Origin of the sequence: Halomonas urumqiensis (assembly GCF_003028575.1) — a bacterium.
GTDB lineage: Bacteria > Pseudomonadota > Gammaproteobacteria > Pseudomonadales > Halomonadaceae > Halomonas > Halomonas urumqiensis.
This window is the reverse complement of the sequence record NZ_PYUD01000011.1, coordinates 24,320-45,724: the sequence shown is the minus strand read 5'-3', so window position 1 is coordinate 45,724 and position 21,405 is coordinate 24,320. Positions and strand designations below refer to the sequence as shown.

General features: G+C 62.8%; 20 protein-coding genes. 14 read left to right on the top strand and 6 right to left on the bottom strand.

Annotated elements, in window-relative coordinates:
• Window positions 1–8: 8 nt before the first annotated feature.
• Window positions 9–806, top strand: a complete 798-nt coding sequence (locus C6V82_RS17255; RefSeq protein WP_102588492.1) for an RnfABCDGE type electron transport complex subunit B — start codon at window positions 9–11, stop codon at window positions 804–806.
• 65 nt (window positions 807–871) lie between these two features.
• Window positions 872–1,510 carry an endonuclease III gene (nth, locus tag C6V82_RS17250; protein ID WP_102588491.1) on the top strand — a complete coding sequence of 213 codons (639 nt, stop codon included), beginning with the start codon at window positions 872–874 and terminating at the stop codon, window positions 1,508–1,510.
• Between the two features lie 30 nt (window positions 1,511–1,540).
• On the opposite strand, the gene C6V82_RS17245 is transcribed toward nth, so the two are convergent.
• The gene (locus C6V82_RS17245) at window positions 1,541–2,212 is read right to left on the bottom strand and encodes a glutathione S-transferase family protein (protein WP_102588490.1); all 672 of its coding nucleotides are present in this window, start codon (window positions 2,210–2,212) and stop codon (window positions 1,541–1,543) included.
• Between the two features lie 130 nt (window positions 2,213–2,342).
• Between C6V82_RS17245 and C6V82_RS17240 the strand changes: the two genes are divergently transcribed.
• From C6V82_RS17240 to C6V82_RS17220, 5 genes are all read left to right on the top strand, one after another.
• Window positions 2,343–2,714 carry a response regulator transcription factor gene (locus C6V82_RS17240; RefSeq protein ID WP_102588489.1) on the top strand — a complete coding sequence of 124 codons (372 nt, stop codon included), beginning with the start codon at window positions 2,343–2,345 and terminating at the stop codon, window positions 2,712–2,714.
• The gene (locus C6V82_RS17235) at window positions 2,714–4,783 is read left to right on the top strand and encodes a 3'-5' exonuclease (protein ID WP_102588488.1); all 2,070 of its coding nucleotides are present in this window, start codon (window positions 2,714–2,716) and stop codon (window positions 4,781–4,783) included. The genes C6V82_RS17240 and C6V82_RS17235 overlap by 1 nt, the downstream gene beginning before the upstream one ends.
• Window positions 4,780–4,977, top strand: coding sequence for a hypothetical protein (locus C6V82_RS17230; protein ID WP_102588487.1), 198 nt, complete (start codon window positions 4,780–4,782; stop codon window positions 4,975–4,977). The genes C6V82_RS17235 and C6V82_RS17230 overlap by 4 nt, the downstream gene beginning before the upstream one ends.
• A 28-nt stretch (window positions 4,978–5,005) precedes the next feature.
• A complete protein-coding gene (locus C6V82_RS17225; RefSeq protein WP_102588486.1) occupies window positions 5,006–7,789 on the top strand; it encodes an ATP-binding protein in 2,784 nt (927 codons plus the stop codon).
• 62 nt (window positions 7,790–7,851) lie between these two features.
• Window positions 7,852–8,982: a DUF294 nucleotidyltransferase-like domain-containing protein gene (locus C6V82_RS17220; protein WP_102588485.1), complete on the top strand. Its 1,131-nt coding sequence runs from the start codon at window positions 7,852–7,854 to the stop codon at window positions 8,980–8,982.
• Window positions 8,983–9,079: 97 nt separating this feature from the next.
• On the opposite strand, the gene C6V82_RS17215 is transcribed toward C6V82_RS17220, so the two are convergent.
• A complete protein-coding gene (locus C6V82_RS17215; protein WP_102588484.1) occupies window positions 9,080–9,388 on the bottom strand; it encodes an HlyU family transcriptional regulator in 309 nt (102 codons plus the stop codon).
• 36 nt (window positions 9,389–9,424) lie between these two features.
• Window positions 9,425–10,642: an argininosuccinate synthase gene (locus C6V82_RS17210; protein ID WP_102588483.1), complete on the bottom strand. Its 1,218-nt coding sequence runs from the start codon at window positions 10,640–10,642 to the stop codon at window positions 9,425–9,427.
• A gap of 315 nt (window positions 10,643–10,957) precedes the next feature.
• Between C6V82_RS17210 and rnt the strand changes: the two genes are divergently transcribed.
• Window positions 10,958–11,626, top strand: coding sequence for a ribonuclease T (rnt, locus tag C6V82_RS17205; RefSeq protein ID WP_102588482.1), 669 nt, complete (start codon window positions 10,958–10,960; stop codon window positions 11,624–11,626).
• A 130-nt stretch (window positions 11,627–11,756) separates the two neighbouring features.
• On the opposite strand, the gene C6V82_RS17200 is transcribed toward rnt, so the two are convergent.
• Window positions 11,757–12,101, bottom strand: coding sequence for a Grx4 family monothiol glutaredoxin (locus tag C6V82_RS17200; RefSeq protein WP_102588481.1), 345 nt, complete (start codon window positions 12,099–12,101; stop codon window positions 11,757–11,759).
• Between the two features lie 173 nt (window positions 12,102–12,274).
• Between C6V82_RS17200 and argF the strand changes: the two genes are divergently transcribed.
• Entirely contained in the window at window positions 12,275–13,195 is a 921-nt protein-coding gene (gene argF / locus C6V82_RS17195) for an ornithine carbamoyltransferase (protein WP_102588480.1), read from the top strand.
• Between the two features lie 108 nt (window positions 13,196–13,303).
• Window positions 13,304–13,609 carry a hypothetical protein gene (locus C6V82_RS17190; RefSeq protein WP_102588479.1) on the top strand — a complete coding sequence of 102 codons (306 nt, stop codon included), beginning with the start codon at window positions 13,304–13,306 and terminating at the stop codon, window positions 13,607–13,609.
• Window positions 13,610–13,712: 103 nt separating this feature from the next.
• Here the strand turns inward: C6V82_RS17190 and C6V82_RS17185 are convergent, their stop codons facing one another.
• Window positions 13,713–15,518, bottom strand: a complete 1,806-nt coding sequence (locus tag C6V82_RS17185) for an IlvD/Edd family dehydratase (protein ID WP_102588501.1) — start codon at window positions 15,516–15,518, stop codon at window positions 13,713–13,715.
• A 279-nt stretch (window positions 15,519–15,797) separates the two neighbouring features.
• On the opposite strand from C6V82_RS17185, the gene C6V82_RS17180 reads away from it, so the two are divergent.
• On the top strand, window positions 15,798–17,375 hold the full coding sequence (locus C6V82_RS17180) for an aldehyde dehydrogenase (NADP(+)) (protein WP_102588478.1): 1,578 nt from the start codon (window positions 15,798–15,800) through the stop codon (window positions 17,373–17,375).
• 89 nt (window positions 17,376–17,464) lie between these two features.
• Here C6V82_RS17180 and C6V82_RS17175 read toward each other — a convergent pair whose 3' ends face one another.
• On the bottom strand, window positions 17,465–18,187 hold the full coding sequence (locus C6V82_RS17175) for a FadR/GntR family transcriptional regulator (protein ID WP_102588477.1): 723 nt from the start codon (window positions 18,185–18,187) through the stop codon (window positions 17,465–17,467).
• 324 nt (window positions 18,188–18,511) lie between these two features.
• Here C6V82_RS17175 and C6V82_RS17170 point away from each other — a divergent pair, with 324 nt between their 5' ends.
• The 3 genes from C6V82_RS17170 (at window position 18,512) to C6V82_RS17160 (ending at window position 21,398) form a co-directional block, all read left to right on the top strand.
• A complete protein-coding gene (locus tag C6V82_RS17170; RefSeq protein ID WP_102588476.1) occupies window positions 18,512–19,489 on the top strand; it encodes a TRAP transporter substrate-binding protein in 978 nt (325 codons plus the stop codon).
• Between the two features lie 77 nt (window positions 19,490–19,566).
• Window positions 19,567–20,121 carry a TRAP transporter small permease gene (locus C6V82_RS17165; RefSeq protein WP_102588475.1) on the top strand — a complete coding sequence of 185 codons (555 nt, stop codon included), beginning with the start codon at window positions 19,567–19,569 and terminating at the stop codon, window positions 20,119–20,121.
• On the top strand, window positions 20,118–21,398 hold the full coding sequence (locus C6V82_RS17160; protein ID WP_102588474.1) for a TRAP transporter large permease: 1,281 nt from the start codon (window positions 20,118–20,120) through the stop codon (window positions 21,396–21,398). The genes C6V82_RS17165 and C6V82_RS17160 overlap by 4 nt, the downstream gene beginning before the upstream one ends.
• The last annotated feature ends 7 nt before the right edge of the window (window positions 21,399–21,405 follow it).

The window sequence follows — 21,405 nt, the reverse complement described above, 5'->3', positions numbered from 1 at the left end:
CCTACCCCATGGCCCTGACGCACGCTGACAAGCCGACGTTGATCGCAGCGATCGATGCTGAATTGCCGCAGACCCAGTGCGGCAAATGTGGCCACCCCGGCTGCATGCCCTATGCCGAGGCCATCGCCGTGGGTGAGGCGATCAACCTCTGCCCACCCGGTGGGCAAAGCACCGTGGAGCGGCTGGCCGAACTCACCGGCCAGCCGCCGCTGCCGCTGGCCGAACCGGCGCAACCACCGCTGGTGGCAAGCATTCGCGAGGCCGAGTGCATCGGCTGTACCAAGTGCATTCAGGCGTGCCCGGTGGATGCCATCCTCGGTGCCGCCAAGCAGATGCACACGGTCATCGTCGACGAGTGCACCGGCTGTGAGTTATGCGTCGCGCCCTGCCCTGTCGACTGCATCGACTTGCTACCCCATCCAGGCTGGCAGGCCGCCGACAGCGACACCGAGCGCGACGCCTATCTCGCCAGGCGAGCCGCGCTGGGGCGCAAGCGTTTCCAGGCCCGCCAACAGCGGCTGGAGCACCAGGCACGTGAAAAGCGGCGCGAGCGCCAGCGCCGGATGATCCGCCAGCGCTCGAGCCAGCCAGGCGGCGATTCCGGACAAGACCATCGGCTGCGCCAGCGCCGGATGGCCGTCAAGGCCGCCGAGCAGGCGCTGAAACGTGCCCGTGCCCAGCTCGCCCATGGGCAACGCGTTCAGGATGACACCGCCATTGACAACGCCCAGCGGCAAATCGACCAGGCCGAGCAACTGCTGGCCGAAGCCAAGCGGACGCTGGAGTCATCAGGCACGCAAGAATAACCTGATACGACCTTTCCGACTCACCGCTCGGGGCTGAACCGGCGACAGGCCTGCGAGGTACTGCAATGAATGCCCAGAAACGCTTCGAGATATTTGCCCGCCTGCGCGAGCATACGCCGGAACCGACCACCGAACTGCACTGGACGACGCCCTTCGAGCTGCTCGCGGCGGTGCTACTCTCCGCCCAGGCCACCGATGTCGGTGTCAACAAGGCCACCGCCCGGTTGTTCCCGGTCGCCAACACCCCACAAGGCATCATCGAGCTCGGCATCGACGGCCTCAAGGACCACATCAAGACCATCGGCCTCTACAACACCAAGGCCCAGAACCTGATGAAGACCTGCCATCTGCTAGTGAATCAGCACGGCGGCGAGGTGCCGGCAACACGCTCCGCACTGGAGTCACTGCCTGGCGTCGGCCGCAAGACCGCCAACGTGATCCTGAATACCGCCTTTGGCCAACCGACCATCGCCGTGGACACGCATATCTTCCGAGTCTCCAACCGCACCGGCATCGCACCCGGCAAGGATGTGGTGGAAGTGGAGCGCAAGCTGATGCGCCACGTGCCACGCGAATTTCGCAAGGATGCCCATCACTGGCTGATCCTCCACGGCCGCTACACCTGCGTGGCGCGCAAGCCACGCTGTGGCAGTTGCGTCATCGAGGATCTGTGCGAATTCAAGGAGAAGGTCGATATCGCCTGATCTGGCTGTCGGCCATGGCCGGGCCCGAGATCACAACGAAAACTCACCGGCCTTCTCCACCGCGCGCTGGTAAGCATCGCGGGCGCGGCAACTGGACAGAAACGCCGCAAGGCGTGGATACCCCTCTAGCCCGCCGCTTCCGGCAATCGCAAGGACCGGAAAGCTCATCTGGATATCAGCGCCACTGAAGGCATCACCGGCAAACCATGTCGAGCGCTCCAGTTCGGTCTCCCAAAAAGCCAGCAAATCCTTGATCTGCGGATCGAGAAACTTCTGTTGCACGCCCTTCCCCAACAGCTTGCCGACCGGACGGATCAGTGCTGGTACCGGCGGCTTGCCGAGCATCGAGAATACCAGGCCCATCACCAGCGGCGGCATTGCCGAGCCTTCGGCATGGTGTAGCCAGAAACGATAGCGCAGCGATTCGTCGCTGCCCGATGGCGGCCTGAGGCTACCGTCGTCGAAACGTTCGACAAGATACTCGATAATGGCACCGGATTCGGCGATTACCCGTCCATCATGGGCCTCATCGGTGATCACCGGCGACTTCCCCAGTGGGTGCACCCGCTTGAGTGACGCCGGGGCCAGGAGTGTCTTGGGATCGCGGCGGTAGGTGACGATCTGATACTCGACACCCAGCTCCTCGAGTAACCAGACCACACGCTGCGAGCGGGAATTTTCCAGATGATGGACCTTGATCATCGAGCGCTCCGTGTCGATAGGTTTGGGGGAAATACCCTATCACCATCCTGCCAAGGTCGTCTTTCATCTCTGCTCATCGCGCCACTAGACTGCAATCAACGGACACGCCATCGCAGAAGGGAGCACCACCATGGCCAAGGTACTGGTAGTGGACGATGAACCCAACATCGTTCTCTCCCTGGAATTTCTGATGCAGCAGGCTGGCTTCGACGTGGTCACCGCCGAGGATGGCGAATCGGCACTGGCACGCGTTTCCGAAGGCGCTCCAGACCTGGTGCTGCTGGACATCAGCCTGCCCGGCATCAGCGGTTTTGACGTGCTGGAACGCCTGAGAAGCGATCCCGCCCATTCACGTTTGCCAATCATCATGCTCACCGCCCACGGCCGGGAGGTCGAGCGCGAGAAAGGTATGGCGCTTGGCGCCGATGACTACATCACCAAGCCCTTTTCGACCCAGGCCCTGGTCGGCAAGGTCAAGTCACTGCTCGATGAGGCCGGCTGATGGCGCCACGACGCACCGGATTACCTCGCCGCCAGCGGCTGATCGGCCTGTGGCTGTTGCTCAGCGGCATCAGCTTGTTCGGTGGTGCGGTCTTCGCCGCATGGCTTGATAGCCAGCTTGCACCAGAAGGCCTGGCGCGCCTGATGCTGTGGCTGGGATGCTTGTCGGGAGGCACGACGATCTTTCTGGTCGGCCTGCTCCTGGAACGGCAGCTATTCTCCCCACTTCGCCACCTGCAGGTACAGCTTGCCCGCATGGTGGCCAACCCAGATGCGCGCGAGGATTACCCTCCCGAAGGTTGGTTGCGAGGACTCGGTCCAGACCTGGTGACCATTCGCGACGCCTGGCGATGTGACCGCGGCGCGCTTGCCACGGCCCATGCCGAGGGCGCTCGCAGTGCCGCACGCATCCGCCAGGAACTCGAGGCCTTGCTGCAGGTTCTCGACACTCCGCTTCTGCTGTGTGATCACCACCGCCGTCTGCTGCTCTACAACCAGGCCGCCGAGACCCTGTTCGATACCCAGCCAGGATTTGGTCTCGGCAAACGCCTGGAAACCCTGCTGCCGGCCGCCAGCCTGCGTGATGTACTGGCTCATCTGCCCGCCGATGGCAGCCCACGCGAGGTGCTGGTGCCAAGCGATCACCGCTGGTTGCGCGTCATGCTGCGCCGCGTTCCCGCAAGCGATGGCGAAACGCTGCTGACCTTGACCGACACCACCGCCGCCTGGACGAGCGAACTCGGGGCAAGGGCCAAGCTGCTGGATACCTTGCCGGAGCTGCGACGCCATACGGCAAGCCTGACCACCGCCACGGATGCGCTGACATCACTTTCCTACACGGGTGATAGCGCGGCCATGCGCAAGCGTCTGGAACAGGTGGTCGGCGATGAGAGCCATGCCCTGGGGCTCTCGATCGAACGACTCGGTACGCTGCTGGAGCTGATGCAGCACGAAGGCGAGCGCCTGGTTCCGTTATGGTCCAACGACCTTTGGGCAGCCCTCGATGAGCGCACCGGCGACACGGCCTGCCGGGTACAGCCGGTCGGTATGCCCGCCTGGTTCAAGGGCGACGCCATCGCGCTGATCAGCCTGCTTGCCGCCCTGCTCGAACGGCTCGGTGAGCACACTGGGCAGGCAATGCTCGAAGGCGAGTTATGCCTGGGCAACAAGCGCGTCTATCTGGACCTGATCTGGACAGGCAAGCCGGTGAGTGAACGGCAACTCGCCGAGTGGCAGCAGCTATCCCTGCAGGATTTGCCCCTGGCACCCCGACTCGTCGATGTACTGCGTCAACATGCCAGTGAGCTTTGGAGCCTTGCCGACCCGGATGGCCAGCGGGCACGCTTGCGCCTGCCGCTGCCCGCCACCCAGCGTGTCGGTGCGCCCCAACCGCGCACCCCACCACGGCCCGAGTTTCATGACTTCGGCATTGCCGAGCTGCCGGCACCCGATGCGCACCTTGCTGCTTGCCCACTACGCGCCCTCGAGGTAGTGGCCTTCGATACCGAAACCACCGGCCTTGAACTTCGCCGCGGCGACACCGTCATCAGCATCGGGGCCTGTCGTATCGTCAATGCACGCTTGCTTGCCAGTGAAACCTTCGACATGTTCGTCGACCCCGCTCGCCCCATCCCGCCCGCGAGCACCGCCATTCACGGGCTTACCGACGACGACGTGGCCGGCGCCCCACCCCTGGCGGTGGCGCTACCGCGTTTTTGCGATTATATCGGCGACGCGGTGATACTGGCCCACAATGCCGCCTTCGACCTGCTGGCGCTGCAGCCCCCGGGGGTCAATGTGACCCTCAACATGCCGGTGCTCGATACCCTGCTGATCTCGCGCGCGCTGGATGCAAGCCTCGATGGCCACGACCTCGACACTCTGGCCGACCGCTATGGCCTGACCTTCCCGCCGGGTACCCGCCACACCGCCCTGGGCGATGCACGAGTGACCGCTGAATTGTGGCTCTCGCTGTTGCCAAGGCTCGAAGCTCGTGGCATCGAGACCCTCGAGCAGGCTCTGGCACTGCAAGCCAGCGCACTCGACAAGCAGGATGCCTTTGCATCATGAGATCCTCACGTGGCAAGGAGCGGCTGATCGCCCTGGTGGTGCTGGCGGTGGTGCTGTTCACTCCACCGATGGTGCTGCTCTTCGACAGCCCCTCCGAAACAGGTATCTCCCGGCTTGCGCTTTACCTGTTCATGGCCTGGGGACTGGTCATTGCTCTGGCCGCGTGGCTGCTGGAACACCCGAGCGAAAAGTGAACATCATCACCATGACGAGAGCCCATCGATGAGAACGGATGCCGTGGTGTTGACGGTGGCCTTCGGCTACCTGGCACTGCTGTTCGTGATCGCCGCCTGGGGAGACAGGCGCGCCGAACAGGGCCGTTCGCTGATCGGCTCGCCGACCGTCTATGCGCTGTCCATCGCCGTTTACTGCACGGCCTGGACCTTCTATGGCAGCGTCGGGCGTGCTGCCCAGTTCGGTCCCAGCTTCCTGTTGATCTATCTTGGACCAACGCTTGCCATGCTGATCGCCCCTTTTGTGATCCGCAAGATGGTGCGCATCGCCAGCGCCCAGCGAATCACCTCGATTGCCGACTTCATCAGCGCACGTTATGGCAAGAGCGCAAGCCTCGGCGCACTGGTGGCGATAATTGCGCTGATCGGGATTACCCCTTACATCGCGCTGCAGCTGAAAGCCATCACCGTCAGCCATGCGGTGCTGGTCAACTATCCACTGGCCGCCGAGGCAAGCATCGCCGACGAGAGCTTCTGGGCCGACAAATCCTTTTGGGTGGCCCTGGTGCTCGCGGTATTCATCATCCTGTTTGGTACCCGCCACCTTGATGCCAGCGAGCGCCACGAAGGCATGGTTGCGGCTATCGCCTTCGAATCGATCATCAAGCTGGTGGCCTTCCTGTCGGTGGGTATATTCACCCTGTTCGTGATGTTCAATGGGCCTGGTGATTTGTTCGCCCGGGTCGCGGCAACACCGGAACTTGCCGGCGCACTGAGCCTCGACGCCGTCCCTGGCGGCGCCACCGGCTGGGTGGGCATGCTGGTCCTTGCGATGCTGGCCTTCATCACGCTGCCCCGCCAGTTCCAGGTGATGGTGGTGGAAAATGTCGACGAACGGCACATCAAGCGCGCCAGTTGGTTGTTTCCGCTCTATCTGCTGGCAATCAACGTACTGGTGATTCCCATCGCCATGGCCGGGATGCTGTTGATGTCGAACGGCACCGACCCCGACAGCTTCGTGTTGACCCTGCCACTGTCGGCCGGGCTCGGGGGGTTGCCACTGCTGGTATTCATTGGTGGGTTGTCGGCAGCCACCAGCATGGTGATCGTCGAAACCATTGCCCTCTCCACCATGGTCAGCAACCAGTTGGTCATGCCGCTGCTGCTGCGCAGCCGGCTCCTCCACCTTGGCTCCAGGGGGCAACTGGCCGGATGGCTGCTGGGTATTCGACGCGTGGCCATCGTGCTGATCCTGCTGCTTGGCTACCTCTATCACGCCTTGATCGGTGACTCCTACAGCCTGGTCACCATTGGCCTGGTGTCATTCGCCGCCGCCTGCCAGTTCGCCCCGGCCATGCTGATCGGCATGTACTGGCGGGGAGCGACTCGCGATGGTGCCGGCCTCGGGCTGATCGCCGGCACGCTGATCTGGGCCTGGACCTTGCTGATTCCCGGCTTTGCCCAGTCTGGGTGGCTTGATGCGGGGTTTCTCGAACAAGGCCCCTGGGGCCTTGAGTGGCTTCGCCCCTATGCACTGTTCGGGCTCGACACCCTCGACATCTACAGCCATTCCTTGCTGTGGAGCCTCTCGGCAAATGTCGGGTTACTGGTGGGTATCTCGCTGTTCTCACGCCAGACACCGCTGGAACAGACCCAGGCGGCGCTGTTCACCGAGGCCATGCATCCGGGGCTGGTGCAGACAACACTCTGGCAGGGCAAGACCACACGTGGCGAGTTGCGAGCGCTTCTCGACCGCTACCTGGGCGCTGGCGCCACGGCAAGGGTCTTCGCTGGCGGCCCCGCAGCCTCAGTCAGCACCGCCGAGCCCCCACCAAGAGACGATCAACCGGCATCGTCGGCACTGATCGCCAGGGCCGAGCAGGCGCTCTCCGGGGCGCTGGGCAACGCCTCGGCAAGGGTATTGATCAATTCGCTGGTGCGTGGTGAAGCACTGGATATGGAATCGATCCTCAGCATTCTCGACACCACCTCCGAGACCCTGGAGGTCAACCGCCGGCTCGAGCAGAAATCGAGTGAATTGGCTCGCGCCAGTGAGGAGCTTCGGGCCGCCAACGAACGGTTGCGAGAACTTGACCGCCTCAAGGATGAATTCGTGGCCATGGTCAGCCACGAGCTGAGGACGCCGTTGACCTCGATTCGTGCCTTCGCCGAAATCCTGCGTGACAGCCACGCATTACCCGAGGAAAAGCGTGTTCACTTCCTCGATGTGGTGGTGCTGGAAAGTCAGCGCCTGTCGCGGCTGATCGAGGAGATCCTCGATCTCGCCCGCCTCGAGAGTGGCCGGCTGACGCTTGAGCCGCAACGACTCGACCTCGTGGCGCTGGCTCGCCACAGCGTGGATGCCGTCCATCGCCTGCAGGAGAACCGTGGCGTGGTGCTCGAGGTGGCGATCGAGGTGGATAGGGCGCAGGTGATCGGCGACCCCGACCGCCTCGAACAGGTGATCATCAACCTGCTCGACAACGCCGGCAAGTTCGCCGACCACGACGCACCACGGGTTCGCCTGCGGCTGTATCGCCACAAGACCCACTATCGCCTGGCCGTAGAGGACAACGGCCCGGGGATCGCCGAGGATGAGCGCGAGCGGGTGTTCGAAAAATTCCACCAGATTCAGCGCCCCGGCGAAAGCGCCGACAAGACACGCGGTCGGCCGCGCGGCAGTGGCCTGGGTCTGCCGATCAGCCGTGGCATCATTGCCCACCTGGGAGGTCGACTGTGGGTAGAAAACGCCAGCTTCCTCGGTGGCGCCTGCCTGGTGATGGAGCTTCCTGAAGCGCCTTCGATAAGCAGTGAAGAAGCGCAACAAGAGTGAATGGCGAATCGTGAGTCGTGAGTCGTGAACAATCAGGCAACTGTGCGGAGGAAGTAACAGCGATGCTTGTGCTGTACCGTGCGTCTTCGTGGCGACAGCTGTTTCAATGCGACTTTCCGCCCGATGCCTCAACCCTGCCGCCGCTGCTTGCCCCGCTGCGCGATGCCTTGCTCGAGCTGGGCCGTGAACCGACGCTCGCCGAGGCACATCGCTGGCAGTCCACGCTGGTGGAGGCACTCACGCGTCTCGACCTTCCCGCCTGGCGCATCAGCCAGCTGATCAGCGATCACAACGACTGGCTGTATCGGCGTGCCATCATGTTGTCGCTCGATGAGATGCAAGGACTGGGCTGGGGCAAACCGCCCGTCGAATTTTGTGTGCTGACGCTAGGCTCGGCGGGCCGGCATGATAGCCTGATGGCGCCCGACCAGGACAACGCCATGATCATCGCCGACTACCCGGATTCACGGCACACCGAGATCGACGGCTACTTTCAGTCACTGGGTGAACGGTTCACCGACAGACTCGATGCAGCCGGCATTCCATTATGCCAGGGACACGTCATGGCGCGTTATCCAATGTGGCGAAAACGGCTCGGCGAGTGGCAGCATCAACTGACCCTGTGGACCGCCGAACGGCGTGTCAAACGCGTGCAGCAAGCCAATATCCTGCTCGATTTTCATCCAGTGCTTGGCGATGCCCGGCTGGCCGAGGCGTTGTCTTCACACGTCACCGAACTGATGCCACGCGCGGGGCTGTTTCTCGACGAGATGGGGGCTTTGCTCGACGAGTATCCCCCCGCACTGGATCGCTTTGGACGCCTTCAAGGGGGTGGCGAGGACGCCCCCCATGACACCGCGTTCAATCTCAAGCACCAGGCGCTGTTACCGCTGGTCAGTGCCATTCGTCTGCTGGCGCTACGCCATGGGGTGTGCGCCATGGAAACTCGTGCGCGCCTCACTGCTCTGGTCATAAAAGATGCACTGAGCATCCACCAGGCGCGTTCCATCGAAGCGACGCTGGGGCGTCTACAAGCGTATTTACTCGACGAACAGCGCCGCAGCCTGAAAGCGCTGCGCCGCATCGACGGGTGGGTAGACCTGGCAAGGCTCGATGAGGGCGAGCGATTGATGCTGCGTCACGATTTACGCCAGATACGCGCATTGATACGCCAGGCCAAAGCCAACGCCTGACGACTCACGATTTTCATCCCTCTACTCACTAAAGCAAACGGCGCCCCTGGTCGGGACGCCGTATGCCGGAGCCTGCGGTCGAACACGCAAGCCAGTTTCAGCGCGGCTTGAACATGTCATCACCCACTTCATCGACGAATCGGCGGGCCTTGGTGACCATCAGCTCATCACAGGCCTCGCGGCCCGTGACCATGTCGGAGCGCTCGAAGCGATGCTCCAGTGTCTCGCCGTCAACGGTCGACTTGCGAATCACCCCGCTGACCCGGAACTGACCACCCTGATCGGCGGGCTCCGAAACGATCTCGTAGCCGTTGTACTCCACCGGCTCGGCCGATCGGGCATGGCCTCCATTGCGTGGCTGGTCATTTCCTCCGCCCAAAAGGCCGGAAAGCAGCTTCTTGAACATGGCTCGGCTCCCGTGAGGTCAGTCCGTGAGATGCGATCAATCCTGCTTGCGACCCTTGCCGGCCGCGATACGCAGGCGCAATGCGTTGAGCTTGATGAAGCCCTCGGCATCCTTCTGGTCGTAGGCACCAGCATCGTCCTCGAAGGTCGCGATGGACTCATCGAACAACGACTGCTCGGACTTGCGGCCCACCACGATGGCATTGCCCTTGTAGAGCTTCATGCGCACCACGCCGCTGACGTTGTGCTGGGTCTCATCGATGGCGGCCTGCAGCATGCGGCGCTCCGGGCTCCACCAGTAGCCGTTGTAGATGACTTCGGCGTACTTGGGCATCAGCTCATCCTTGAGATGCGCCTCCTCGCGGTCGAGGGTAATGGACTCGATGGCACGGTGGGCGCGCAGCATGATGCTGCCGCCGGGGGTCTCGTAGCAGCCGCGGGACTTCATGCCCACGTAGCGGTTCTCGACGATGTCGAGACGGCCAATGCCATTGTCTCCCCCGAGCGTGTTCAGCCGCTCCAATACCTCGTGAGGCCTCATCGGGGTACCGTCGATGGCGACAATGTCACCCTTCGCGAAGGTCAGCTCCACATAGGTGGGCGTATCCGGAGCGGCTTCAGGCGACACGCTCCAGCGCCACATGTCCTCCTCGGCCTCGGCCCAGGGATCCTCGAGGATGCCGCCCTCGTAGGAGATGTGCAGCAGGTTGGCGTCCATGGAGTACGGCGACTTCTTCTTCTTGTTGAAGTCCACCGGAATGTCGTTCTCGGCGCAGTAGGCCATGAGTTTTTCGCGGGAGTTGAGATCCCACTCGCGCCACGGCGCAATCACCTTGACGCCCGGCTTCAGCGCGTAGGCGCCGAGCTCGAAGCGTACCTGATCGTTGCCCTTGCCGGTGGCGCCGTGGGAAATCGCATCGGCACCGGTCTGGTTGGCGATCTCGATCAGCCGCCGGGCTATCAGCGGTCGTGCGATGGAGGTACCGAGCAGGTACTCCCCCTCGTAGATGGTGTTGGCGCGGAACATCGGGTAGACGTAGTCCCGCACGAACTCCTCGCGCAGATCCTCGATGTAGATTTCCTTGACGCCGAGTGCCTGGGCCTTGGCGCGTGCCGGCTCGACTTCCTCGCCCTGGCCGATGTCGGCGGTGAAGGTCACGACCTCGCAGTTGTAGGTCTCCTGCAACCACTTGACGATCACGGAGGTGTCCAGGCCGCCGGAGTAGGCAAGCACGACCTTCTTCACATCGGACATTCGAGGCTCCTCGTTGGATGGGTTCTAGGTAGCCTTGGATTATAACGCGCCAGCCCCACGGCGAATACCAGCGCCGGGACGTAGCTTTCGCAAACTGCTAGACTTTCGCGGATTCGTGGCCAGCCCCAGGAAAACGCTGCACAAACCGCCGAGCTGGATGAAGCGCAAGGCGCACGGAGCACAGGAACCGGAGCCTATGGGGTATAGGTGAGGATTCCGCGCACCGCGCAACGCAGCGATTCGCTCGCGCAGGCATTTGTGCAGTGTTTTCCCAGGGTTCGCGGCCAATTCAGGCGTCCGAACAAGGAGAGGTGCATGAGCGAGGCGATCGCCCGCGAACTGTTGGCGCAGCGATTCCGCAGCTTCCTGCCAGTGGTGGTGGATCTTGAAACTGGCGGCTTCAACCCCGCAAGCGATGCGATCCTCGAGATTGCCGCGGTGACCCTGACCATGGACGCCGAAGGCACGCTCATTCCGGAATCCACCCACGCCTTCCACATCAAGCCGTTCGAAGGCGCCAACGTCGAGCAGTCGGCGCTGGATTTCACCGGGATCAACCTCGACGACCCGCTACGCCAGCAGGTGGCGCTCACTGAAGCACAGGCGCTAGGCGAGATATTTCGGCCGATTCGCAAATCGATCAAGGCCCATGGCTGCACCCGCGCGGTGCTGGTGGGTCACAACGCCGCCTTCGACCACGGTTTCCTGAACGCCGCCGTGGCGCGTTGTGGTATCAAGCGCAACCCATTCCACCCGTTCTCCAGCTTCGATACCGCATCGCTTGCCGGGCTGATGTACGGCCAGACCGTACTGGCTCGCGCCTGCCGGGCCGCAGGCATCGAGTTCAACAACAACGAGGCGCATTCGGCGCGCTATGACACCGAACGCACCGCGGAATTGTTCTGCGCCATGGTCAACCGCTACAAGGAGATCGGCGGCTGGGCCCAGGCCCAACGCGAGCAAGGGTTGGAAGAACAGCCGTAAGCGGCAAGCCTGAAAACTTGTTATCTGAAAGCAAACACCCCTGCAGTTCGTGAACTGCAGGGGTGTTTAACTTCCAGCTGCGAAGCAGCGCTCTTCCAGCTTCCAGGCGCGAAGCGCCGTGCTTCAGGCTTCAGCTCTCGGGCTGGTCGTCCTTGTGCTTGGCCGCGGTTTCCTTGACCAGCTTTTCCAGCTCGCCGTTCTGGTGCATCTCGATCACGATGTCGCAGCCGCCGACCAGCTCACCCTCGACCCACAGCTGCGGGAAGGTCGGCCAGTTGGCCACCTTGGGCAGTTCGGCGCGAATGTCCGGGTTGTCGAGCACGTTGACGAAGGCGAACCGCTCGCCGCAGGCCATCAGTGCCTGGACGGTCTGTGCGGAGAAACCACACTGTGGCAACTGCGGTGTGCCTTTCATGTAGATGAGAATCGGATTTTCGCTGATCTGGCGCTGAATGTTCTCGACGGTAGTGCTCATCAGGGGGCTCCCTTGAATGTCATATGGGGGCCGAACCCCATCGGGCGTGCCTTGCGACAATACCCGAGTATGCTGCTCGGCCTTGAGGATGACCCCATTCTACTGATGCCAAGCGCGTTGCGCATCCCCCGCCGGCTGGCTAGGATGGTCGTTTTTCTCCGTGGAGCGACCCCATGGCCACCCGCCACTTCCTCACCCTTCTTGATCTCAGCCAGGACGAACTGCGTTACCTGATCCAACGCGCGATCGCCATCAAGAATGGCTTGAAGACCCAGGGGCCGACTTACACCCCACTGCCCAACCGCACCATGGCGATGATCTTCGAGAAGTCATCGACGCGCACCCGAGTGTCATTCGAGACTGCCATGGCCCAGTTCGGTGGCCACGCGCTGTTCCTGTCGCCACGTGATACCCAGCTAGGCCGCGGCGAGCCCATCGAGGACACCGCTCGCGTTCTGGCCGAGATGGTCGACATCGTGATGATCCGCACCTTCTCCCACGCCGGCCTCGAGACCTTCGCCAGCGCCAGTTCGGTACCGGTGATCAACGCGCTGAGCGATGATTACCACCCCTGCCAACTGCTGGCAGACGTGATGACCTGGACGGAGCTTCGCGGCAGCCCCAAGGGCCGAGTCGCGGTGTGGATCGGCGACGGCAACAACATGTGTCACTCGTGGATCAACGCCGCCCGTCAGTTCGACTTCCAACTGCGCATCTGCTGCCCGGAAGGCTACGAGCCTCGCCAGGACATTCTCGAGGCCGCCGGTGAATGTGTGAGCATTCATCGCGACCCCACCGAGGCGGTAAAGGATGCCGACCTGGTGACCACCGATGTGTGGGCTTCCATGGGCCAGGAGGAGGAACAAGCCAAGCGCGAAGCCGACTTCGCCGGCTTCCAGGTCACCGAGACACTGCTCGACCTGGCGAAATCCGACGCGCTGTTCCTGCACTGTCTGCCGGCCCACCGCGGCGAGGAGATCAGTATGACACTGCTCGATGATCTACGCGCCGTGGTCTGGCAGGAAGCCGGCAACCGTCTGCATGCCCAGAAGGCACTTATCGAGTTCCTGCTGCTGGGTCGGGTCGAGAGCTGAACAACCACCTGAGTTGAGATTAGACTTTAGTCTATGCCCGCCATCCGTTATAATGCACCGCAACACGCCGGGCCATCCGGCACCCCGAAGCAGGAGTTGCGGATCATCATGACCATCAATACGTCTCCAGAACGCTTCATGCAGCGCAGCCTGCGCCAATGCCTGTCCAGCATGGCGGCGCTGCTTTACCAGCACGGACATGTGCTCGAAACCATCTCGATTCCCCATCGTGGCCTCGACACCGATAGCCTCGCGGCGCTCAATCGGTCTTCACGCGAGTGGCAAACCTGCCAGCGGGTGCTGGAAGAGAGCCAAGCGGCTGAACGCAATGCCCACGGCCGCCTGGTGCTGACCCAACTGGGTCGAGAACTACTCTTCGATATGTACGGGGAAGGTGCGGCCGACTGCGCCTGACAGCCCAACCCCGGAAATATCAGGACCAGGACGCCCGCCTCGAGAGCATCGAGGCGGGCGTCTTGTCTTCAGGCCAGGCGCAATGGGCAGCGTGGTCAGTCGATCAATGGTTATCGCGCGGTGGGCTCTTTCTCGCCACATCGCGGTATGACGTGGCATTGGCCAGCGTCATACCCCTGTCCAGTGGCTCGACCAGAGTGCGCTGAATCTCCTGCCAGGGGGTCTGGTGGTCGGGATAGCGATACCCCCCCGCTGCCTCGAGGCGCTGGCGCCGTGAAGCCAGTTCGACGTCATCTACCAGCAAATTGACCTCACCGCGCCGCAGGTCGATGCGCAACCTGTCGCCGGTCTCGAGCAGCGCCAGCCCGCCGCCCGTGGCTGCCTCTGGCGAGGCATTGAGGATCGATGGAGAGCCGGACGTGCCCGACTGCCGACCATCGCCCAGGCACGGCAGAGACTCTATTCCCTGGCGAATCAACGCCTCTGGTGGTTGCATGTTGACCACCTCGGCGCCGCCAGGGTGACCCACCGGCCCGGCCCCGCGCATCACCAGGATGGTGCGCTCATCAATACCAAGCGCCGGATCGTCGATACGTGCGTGGTAATCCTCCGAACCTTCGAATACCACCACGCGGCCCTCGAAAGCCTCGGGATCATCCGGGTCGGCCAGGAAACGCTGGCGAAAGAGCGCCGAGATCACGCTGGTCTTCATCAGCGCCGAGTCGAACAGGTTGCCCTTGAGGTTGAGAAAACCGGCATGATCGACCAGCGGGTTGGCGAAGCGGCGAATGACCTCCTCGTCGCCAGTCTCCTTCCCCGCCAGATTCTCGGCCATGGTGGCCCCGTTCACGGTCAGAGCGTCGCCATGCAGGTGACCCGCCTCAAGCAGTTCGTGCATGACTGCCGGAACGCCGCCCGCGCGATAGAACTCCTCGCACAGATACGCCCCAGCCGGCATCACGTTGGCAAGCAGCGGCACGCGATGGCCGAGGTGCTGCCAGTCGTCATTGGAGAGCTCGATACCGGCATGGCGGGCGATGGCGTTGACATGGATCGGCGCATTGGTGGAGCCACCCAGCGCCGAGCAGGTAGTGATGGCGTTCTCGAACGCCTCGCGGGTGAGAATCTCCAGCGGACGCAGATCCTGCCAGACCAGCTCGACGATACGTTCGCCGGTCTGGTAGGCGGCCATCGAGCGTTCCTTGTAAGGCGCCGGAATGATCGCCGAACCGGGCAGGCTCATGCCCAGCGCCTCTGCCATGGCATTCATCGTCGATGCGGTGCCCATGGTATTGCAGTGGCCCACCGATGGTGCCGAATCGGTGGCACGCGACAGAAATTCGTCATAGCCGATATCGCCCGCCGCCAGGCGCTTGCGCAGCTCCCAGATGATGGTGCCGGAGCCGACGCGCTCGGCGCCGCGCCAGCCATTCAGCATCGGTCCACCGGAGAGCACCATGGCCGGAATATTCACCGTGGCTGCCGCCATCAGCGCCGCCGGCGTGGTCTTGTCGCAGCCGGTGGTCAGAACCACGCCATCCAGGGGATACCCATGCAGCACTTCCACCAACCCCAGGTAGGCCAGGTTTCGGTCGAGTGCCGCCGTGGGCCGGCGGGCATTCTCGTGGATGGGGTGCATGGGAAATTCGAACGGCACGCCGCCCACGGCGCGAATGCCATCCTTCACCCGCTTCACCAGATCAATGTGGTGACGGTTGCATGGCGTGAGATCGGAGCCGGATTGGCTAATGCCAATGATCGGCCGACCACTGGTCAGCTCTTCCAGCGTGATCCCGTAGTTCATGTAGCGTTCGATGCACAGGGCCGTCGTGCCGGGATGGTCCGGGTTGTCGAACCACCACCGCGAGCGCAGCTGATCGGGAGACAGGCGAGGACGAGATTGGGTCATGGTAACTCCAGAGTCGCTGGCCAGCGTTTCGACACTGGCGTCTGTTGTCGAGTGGCGGTAGGCTTGTATGATGACATGATAGGTATCACGCTTGGTACCAAGCAAGCTGTTCAATGCAACCATCCATAACAACCATCCATAACAACCATCCATAGCGCTCGACCCGACCACTTGGGTCACCGTTCATTGCTCAGCTGATTTCAATGCAGCTTGGCCAAGCGCGGAAATTAGAGACACCCTCACAGCCAGCGATTGGCCCAGCCAACTGAAGGAGCCCGAATGACTACCGAACTTCAAGGTACCAGCCTGATCGGCCAACAGTCCGTCACCGGCAAGGGTGACCCCATCCATGCCATCAACCCCGCCGATGGCAAGCCACTGGCACCCGACTATCCCGGCCTCGGTCGCGCCGAGGTGCAACAGGCCACCACCCTCGCCTGGGAGGCCTTTGATCGCTACCGTGAAACCTCGCTCGAAGCACGCGCCAGCTTCCTTGAGCGCATCGCCGAGGAAATCGAGGCGATCGGCGACCAACTGACCGAACGCGGTGTGGCGGAAACTGGCCTGCCCGCAGCTCGCCTGGAAGGCGAGCGCGGCCGCACCTGTGGCCAGCTTCGCCTGTTCGCCTCCGTCGTGCGCGCCGGGGAATGGCTTGACGTACGCATCGACCCGGCCATGCCGGACCGCCAACCCATGCCGCGCGTCGACCTGCGCCAGCGGCATATTGCGCTCGGGCCAGTCGCGGTATTTGGCGCCAGCAACTTCCCGCTGGCCTTTTCGGTGGCCGGTGGCGATACCGCCTCAGCACTCGCCGCCGGCTGCCCGGTGGTGGTCAAGGCCCACTCCGCGCACCCCGGCACCTCCGAGCTGGTCGGGCGGGCGATCCAACGCGCCGTCAGCGCCTGCCAGTTGCCGGAAGGCACCTTCTCGCTGCTGTTCGGTGCCGGTCGCGAGGTCGGCCAGGCGCTGGTCGCCGACCCCAACATCAAGGCAGTGGGCTTCACCGGTTCACGGGCCGGCGGCACCGCACTGATGGCCACCGCCCAGGCACGCCCCGAACCGATTCCTGTGTACGCGGAGATGAGCAGCATCAACCCGGTGTACCTGATGCCCGAAGCGCTGGCCGCGCGTGGCGAGGCCATCGCCGAAGGCTTCGTTGGTTCGTTGAACATGGGCGCCGGTCAGTTCTGCACCAACCCGGGCCTGGTGATCGGCGTGGCCGGTGGCGCCCTGGATGCCTTCATTGCCGCCGCCGGCGAAGCCGTCAAGGCAAGTGCGGGCCAGACCATGCTGACACCGGGAATTCACGACGCCTACACCCAAGGCATCGCTGGTCTCGCCGAGAGCGCCCGCGAGATCGCCCGTGGTCAATCCAGCGACGGCCCGAATCAGTGCCAGACCAGCTTGTTCGCCGCCATCGCACGCGACTTCCTGGGTAGCGAGGCGCTGCAGGCGGAGGTATTCGGTTCCGCTTCGCTGGTCATCGAGTGTGCCGATCTCAACGAAATGGCCGCCGTCACGGAAAAACTCGAAGGCCAGCTCACCGCTACCCTGCAGATGGAAGACGGCGATAACGACGCTGTCCGCAGCCTGCTGCCGGCGCTCGAGCGTCGTGCCGGGCGCATCCTGGTCAATGGCTGGCCGACCGGTGTCGAAGTCTGCCATGCCATGGTTCACGGCGGCCCCTACCCGGCCACCTCCGATTCACGCACCACGTCGGTTGGCACCGCGGCCATTCATCGCTTCCTGCGCCCGGTGTGCTACCAGAACCTGCCCGAGGCGCTACTCCCCGAAGCGCTGAAGGATGACAACCCGCTGAAGGTCAGCCGCCTGATGGACGGCAAGCGCGAGGCCTGATCGCCCGCGTCGACGGACCATGCCCCGGTCAAGCGGCCAGCCGCTTGACCGGGGCGTTTGCTTTCCAGAAACATCATCCTTGCTGCCCTTCAGCCTGTCAGGCGCGCCTTGGTGGTGCGATAGACGCTATCCAGATGCGACAGCATGGCCCGCTCGGCAGCGTCCGGGTCACCACGCTTGAGTGCTTCGACAACGTGTAGATGCTCATGGTAGCTGCGCTCGATGGCACCGGGTTCCAGCATCACCAGACGGCGCACATTGAGCCCATAGGTGTAGAGCTCTTCGGCATAGCGCAGCAGGATCTCGTTGTCGGCGTACTCGGAGATCAGCTTGTGAAAGTTCTGATCGGATAGCTGGAAATGCACCGGCAGATCGAACATCCGGCTCTGCGCCTCAAGCAACTGCTCGAGCTTGGCAATGCCCTCGGCATCGATCTTCATCGCCGCCCGCCGGGCGATCGCCGCCTCCACGACGATGCGGCTTTCGAACACGCTGTCGACATCGAAACGATTGACCTGCTCCTGGCTTTCGTCGCCAGCGCGAAAACGCGCAAGCACGGCTTCGCTTGCCCGCACGCGGCTCTTGCTGCCATGGGATATCTGAACCAGCCCATGGGCTGTCAACTGCGACAGCGCCCCACGCACGGTTTCGCGGCTGACGCCAAAGAGCTGCGAAAGCTCTCGTTCGCTCGGCAGCTCATCGCCATCACGCAGCAAGCCCGTGAGCACCATGTCGACCAACTTGCCGGCCAGCACTTCCTTCTTGGTGCGATTCCTCAGCACCTGTTCGAACGCGAAAGCGGGATTGTCCATGCTTGGCACTCCTGAATCATCTGGTATGCATACTAGACCAGAACAATGTGCGCGCCAACCATGCCGGGCAATCCTGCGCATTTCGCTGCTATACGCTGCGTGCCTTATCACGCCAATCAGCATAAATCCCATGAAAGAATCATTTGACAGCGCCGTCACGACTCTCCTAAATTCCACTCAGCTGGTATGGTATACCGACCAGCAGACCAGAAAGATGCATCAGACCATAAGAATGCGTCAGCTCAAGTAACGATCGAGAACGACCTGACACAGACGTCTCGATCACCGAACGCCATATCACGGGAAAACAATAAGGATTCACTCATGATCACCAAGACACTCGCCCTGTCCGCCCTGACACTGGCCATCGCCGCCGGTAGCGCCCAGGCCCAGGAGACCATCACCGTGGCTATCGGTGGTGCCCCACAGAGTCTGCAGGGCCAGACCTCCAAGCAGTTCGCCGACCGCCTGCAGGAACGTCTCGGCGAGGAGTACGAGGTGGAGTACTACGACAGTGCACAACTCGGCGATGATCGCCAGCTCGTGCAGCGCATGCGCATGGGCACCGTCGACCTGGCTGCCATTTCGTCAATCATGTCATCGGTTTCCTCGGACTTCGCCCTCTTCGACCTGCCCTACCTGGTCAAGGATCGCGATCACCTCAAGCGCATCGATCAGGAAATCGTCATGGAGGACCTGGCCGCCAGCGCCAAGGAGCAGGGCCTTACGGTCATCTCCACCTGGGAGAATGGCTTTCGCCACATCACCAACAGCGAGCGGCCGATCAACACGCCGGAAGACCTCGACGGCCTGCGCATTCGCACTCCGCAGAGCGACTGGCGTACCCGCATGTTCTCCGCCTGGGGGGCCAACCCCACGCCGATGGCATTCTCCGAGGTGTTCGTCGGCCTGCAGACCGGCGTCGTCGATGGCCAGGAGAACCCGCTGAGCAATATCTACGGTGCGCGCTTCCACGAAGTGCAGGACTACCTGTCGCTCTCCAACCATGTCTACAGCCCCATCTGGCTGATGGCCGGCAACGGTGGGTGGGACAAGTTCTCCGACGAGGAGCGCGAGGCAATCAACGCCGCCGCCGCCGAGACCCAGGACTGGGCACTGGCGCGTGGCGCGGAGCTTGACGAGGAGCTGCTGACCCAGATGCGCGATGCCGGCATGGAAATCAACGAGGTCGACCGCGCTGCCTTTATCGAGGCCAGCGAGTCCGTCTACGCGGCCTTCGCCGAGCAAGTGTCAGGCGGCCAGGAAATGATCGACCGCGCCATGAAACTGGCAGACGAGTAATCCACCACCTCGACGGGCACCGCGACGGCGCCCGTCCATCCCAATCAGACCTTTCCTACCAACGAGAGTGTTCCACCATGGTCCTGATCGACCGGATACGCTTGTGCCTCGAGAAGCTGCTCGAGGTGTTCACCGTTTTCCTGCTGATTGCCCTGACTACCATCGTGCTGGCCGCCGTGGGCTTTCGTCTGCTCGGGGCGTCACTGCACTGGTACGACGAGGTCGCCTCCATCGGGCTTGGCTGGCTGACCTTCTACGGCGCCAACCTGGCGGCGATCAAGCGCGCCCACATGGGCTTTCCTGGCCTGGTCGGTTCGGCGCCGGTCGCCCTGCGCGCCTCACTATTCGTGATCAGTGAAATCATCGTCATCGGCTTCTTCGTCGTGATCGCCTACTACGGCTATCTAGTGCTCGACATCCTCGCCTGGGACCGGCTGGTGTCGCTGCCGTCGATCAGCCTGACGGTCACCCAGTCGGCCATTCCCATCAGCGCGGTGCTGTTCATCCTGTGCGAACTGCTCAGCATGCCAGGTGCCTGGGCCAAGATGCGCCACGGCATCGACAGCGAACACGAAGCCATCGAAGAGGCCATCCGCATGGCCGAGCAGGACCTGCAGGAGAGCCGCTCATGATCCTTTTGATCGTCATCGCCGCGCTGTTCGCCCTGGTGCTGATCAATGTCCCGATCGCCGTTGCCATCGGTGTGGTCGGCACTGTCGGGGTGTTCATCAACATGGGGCCGGAACACCTGATGAACGTGGCCCTGACACTATTCAAGGGCGCCACCAACTTTCCGCTCATCGCCATTCCCTTGTTCATCTTCGCCGGCGCGCTGATGAACACCTCCGGCATCTCCACGCGGCTGATCAACCTGGTCACGGCCATGGTCGGTTTCGTGCGTGGCGGGCTCGCCATGGTCAATGTCGGGGTGTCGATGTTCTTCGCCGAGATTTCCGGTTCCGCCGTCGCCGACGTGGCGGCCACCGGCTCGGTGCTGATTCCGGAGATGAAGCGCAAGAAGTACAACCCGGAGTTCTCCGCCGCCATTACTTCCTCCTCGGCATCGCTTGCGGTGATCATTCCGCCTTCGTTGTCGATGATCCTCTACGGGGCCCTGGCGGAAGTATCCATCGTGCGGCTGTTCGTTGCCGGCATCATCCCGGGGATTCTCGGCGGCTTCGGCCTGGCCTGCTTCTGCTACTACTACGCGGTGAAGTACGACCTCCCCCGCGAGCAGGCCTTCTCGCTGCCGCGTCTCGGCAAGGCCTTCAAGGAAGCCTCCTGGGCGCTGTTGCTACCGGTAATCATTCTCGGCGGTATCTTCGGCGGCTTCGTCACCGCCACCGAAGGCGCCGGCATCGCGGTACTGGCCGCGCTGATCATCGGCGGCCTGGTCTATCGCGAGCTCAACCTGCGCATCCTCTACCGCTCGCTCACCGAAGGGGTCATCCAGACCGCCGTGGTGATGCTGCTGGTGGCGACCTCCTCGGTGCTCGGCCTCTACCTCACCGAGATGCAACTGCCCCAGGAGCTGGCGCGCCAGATCACCCTGATCACAGAGAACCCCTACGCGGTACTGGCACTACTCAACATCCTGCTGTTGATGCTGGGCATGTTCCTGCATGGCGCAGCGGCCATCATCCTGGTAGTGCCGATCGTCATGCCGCTGGTACACCAGATCGGCATCGACCCGATTCACTTCGGCTTGATCCTGACCTTGAACCTGGCCATCGGTCAGCAGACGCCACCGGTTGCCTCGGTACTGGCCACCTCCTGCTCCATCGCCAAGACCGACATGTGGAAAACCACTCGCGTGAATCTGCCGATGATCGGCGTGCTGTTCATCGTGCTGATGCTGGTGACCTACATCCCGGCCATTCCCCTGACACTCGTCGACCTCTTCTATTGAACCGGAG